This window comes from Chrysiogenia bacterium, from assembly GCA_020434085.1.
Lineage (GTDB): Bacteria > JAGRBM01 > JAGRBM01 > JAGRBM01 > JAGRBM01 > JAGRBM01.
Map to the genome: position 1 here is coordinate 1 of JAGRBM010000464.1, position 2,504 is coordinate 2,504.

Below are 2,504 nucleotides of genomic sequence, written 5' to 3' on the forward strand. Positions count from 1 at the left end.
AGGCCCAGCGCATCAAGCTCGCCCGCGAGCTGGCCAAACGCTCCACCGGAAAGACGCTCTATATCCTCGATGAACCCACCACCGGCCTGCACTTTGCCGACGTGGACAAGCTCCTCGAAGTGCTCCACCGGCTCACCGACGAGGGCAACACCGTCGTGGTGATCGAGCACAACCTCGACATCATCAAGGCCGCCGACTGGGTCATCGATCTGGGCCCCGAGGGCGGCGACGAGGGCGGGCGCATCATCGCCGCCGGCACCCCCGAGCAGGTTGCCCGCGTCGAGGGCTCCCACACCGGCAGCTTCCTGGCCGAAATTCTCGCCTGAACTGTGATTTCGATCACCCGAAATTGAGTCAATTCGCCACTGCAATGCACTTTCAGGCGGGTTTCGCGCGCTTTTTCTTGAAATCGCAGAATGCCCTCATCTAAGGTTGGCAGCTTCACGGAGTAATCACGGCGGCAGCCGTCGCATCAGCGGGGATGCAGCGGCCAATGCCGGACAAGACGATTCTTGAGGAAGAACAGGGAGCGAAAAAATCATGAGAAAACACATTCAATCCTGGCTGGTGACCTTTGCGGTCATTTTCGCCAGCAGCATGGGCTTTCATGCCTGCGGCAGCGACGCGACGTCGATTTTCCTGAACCTGGGTGAGCTCAGCGGCACCCTGGGCGAGGGCGGCAGCGTCAACGTGATTTCAAACGTGGCCAGCGACACCTGCGAAGGGGACTGCGACGGCGTGATTCCGGAGAAGTACAGCGCTTCGGCAAGTGCGCTTGCGTCGGAGAGTGACTACCTCAGCATCACAATCGGCGGCGGGGGTACCTACTCGGTTAACGGAATGCTCTCATCGACGGCGGCCGAAGCCAGTTTGATCATGCAGATCAACAGCGGCGAAGACACCGACCTGTTCACGGCTCAGGCAGGCAGTGTCGAACTGATTCCCCTCAACAACCTGCAGGTTCCGAATGTCACCTTCGGCTCGGAGAACGAAGGTGAATGGTCCAATGAGGATCGTAATGTTTACGACACCCAGGCCCTGACCAATGCGATCACCGCGATTTTTGCCGAGGACGGCTACAGCAGCCAGGACATCGTGGATGAGGCCGGAGACGCCATCAATGCCGACGGCAACGATACCACGCGCGATGTCGCGCTCACCGGGCACCAGCTCGGCGAGTGTGACAACGACGGCAGCATGGTCCGGCTGGATCAATCCATCGTGGTGGAAATCGACGGTGATGAGATCGTCACCGAAGAATATTTCATCCAGGATGTTCTCACCTTCATCAATTGCGAGATCACCGGCGACTGGCTGGGTGATGGCATGCCGTATGAAATGGTGACCTTCAACGGCTCGGTCACTTCGATCGACCTCTATACCGATACCGAAGACCGCAGCACGGTCAACGGCACGATCTGGGTCGACGCGCAGGACAGCATGTCCATGCCCTTCTGGGTCGACCGGCTGAACATCAACACCCGAGAGGTGTGGGACAATACCTCGGGCCCCGGCCCCGACGAGATCAACGGCGGTGTCTGCTATGGCGGCAACGTGACCTTGGGTGCAATGAGCGACTCTGATGAGGACGATGGCTGCAGCGGAGACGGGACCTTTGTTTCGGCGACGGATTTCTCCGCGTACATGGAGCCATAAGCAAAACACGATGGGTTTGTTCTGAAGCCCGAAAACGGGCCCCAATCGGGGCCCGTTTTTTTGTGACAATGTGCGGGTCATCTCGGTCCATCGTGGGCCATCTTGGGTCATTACGGGTCATCTTGGGTCACGGGCGCTTGCGCGGCGGAGAGAAAGCCTCACAATGAAGAAGAGTGGGCCGGGAGGCCCAACGGTGTTGCGCTCCCCCCGCAGCCGGGGGGAGCTGTCCGGCGTAGCCGGACTGAGGGGGGCGTTGTGAACCGGCTCGAAACTCCCCCCTCCGGGCTTTGCCCGTCTCCCCCCGGCTGCGGGGGGAGAGCTGAAAGGATGCGCTTCGCGCTCATGAACGCCCGCCGCCTCGCCAGAGACCTGCTCGAAGAATTCGCGCAGACCCGCGGTCCGCTGATGCGCAATCCCGCATGGGCGGTGATGCGCGCGGTTGCGCTGGCGATGGTGGCGCAGATCGCTCGCGGCTCGCGCAATGCAAACCTGCGCGTGATGGCGGCGACGACGCTGGGTGTTCACACGAGAGCGGCACCCTCCAAACGGGCGGCTTCGAAAAAAGACTGGGCGACTGCCAGCGCCCTCTTTGCCGACGTGGTGCGCCTGGCCGTGACGCCGGCGACCGAGCAGACAAAGCGCGAAGCACTGGTCGAGCTGCTCGGCCGCCACGAGCGCGATGAAGAGACCGACGATTTCGGGCACTACCTGAACTGGCTACCCACGGCGAGCATCTTTCTGGCGCTGCTCGATGGACCGGCGCCGCTGCAGCTCCAGGCCGCGCGCTGGATTTTGTCGCGGAGCCGGGCGCTGGCGGAGCGGGTGGGCTACGGGAAACCAACCATCCC

General features: G+C 61.8%; 3 protein-coding genes. All 3 read left to right on the top strand.

Features of this window, described 5'->3' with window-relative positions; all coding sequences use genetic code 11:
* A partial coding sequence (locus KDH09_15690) for an excinuclease ABC subunit UvrA (protein MCB0221140.1) occupies positions 1–326 on the top strand: 326 nt, incomplete at its 5' end.
* A gap of 214 nt (positions 327–540) precedes the next feature.
* The gene (locus KDH09_15695; protein ID MCB0221141.1) at positions 541–1,656 is read left to right on the top strand and encodes a hypothetical protein; all 1,116 of its coding nucleotides are present in this window, start codon (positions 541–543) and stop codon (positions 1,654–1,656) included.
* A gap of 342 nt (positions 1,657–1,998) precedes the next feature.
* Positions 1,999–2,504 (top strand): hypothetical protein (locus tag KDH09_15700; GenBank protein MCB0221142.1); only part of this gene is annotated, 506 nt, incomplete at its 3' end.